Origin of the sequence: Bacillus cereus group sp. BfR-BA-01382, from assembly GCF_022663475.1 — a bacterium.
In the GTDB taxonomy this organism is placed as follows: domain Bacteria; phylum Bacillota; class Bacilli; order Bacillales; family Bacillaceae_G; genus Bacillus_A; species Bacillus_A thuringiensis_S.
This window is the reverse complement of record NZ_JAKUFQ010000450.1, coordinates 1-217: the sequence shown is the minus strand read 5'-3', so window position 1 is coordinate 217 and position 217 is coordinate 1. Positions and strand designations below refer to the sequence as shown.

The following is a 217-nucleotide window of genomic DNA, read 5'->3' as shown; positions in this document are numbered from 1 at the left end:
TAAAGGTAAAAATAACGAGCAAGATGACTCTTCTCAAGAGAAACAGCAAAACTCTAAGCAAGATGACTCTTCTCAAGAGAAACAGCAAAACTCTAAGCAAGATGATTCTTCTCAAGAGAAACAGCAAAACTCTAAGCAAGATGACTCTTCTCAGGAGAAACAACTAAACTCTAAGCAAGATGACTCTTCTCAGGAGAAACAACTAAACTCTAAGCAA

At 36.9% G+C, this 217-nt stretch carries 1 pseudogene; it reads left to right on the top strand.

Annotation, left to right across the window (positions count from 1 at the left end):
• Window positions 1-217, top strand: a pseudogene (locus MR160_RS34665) (spore germination protein); the annotation flags it as partial.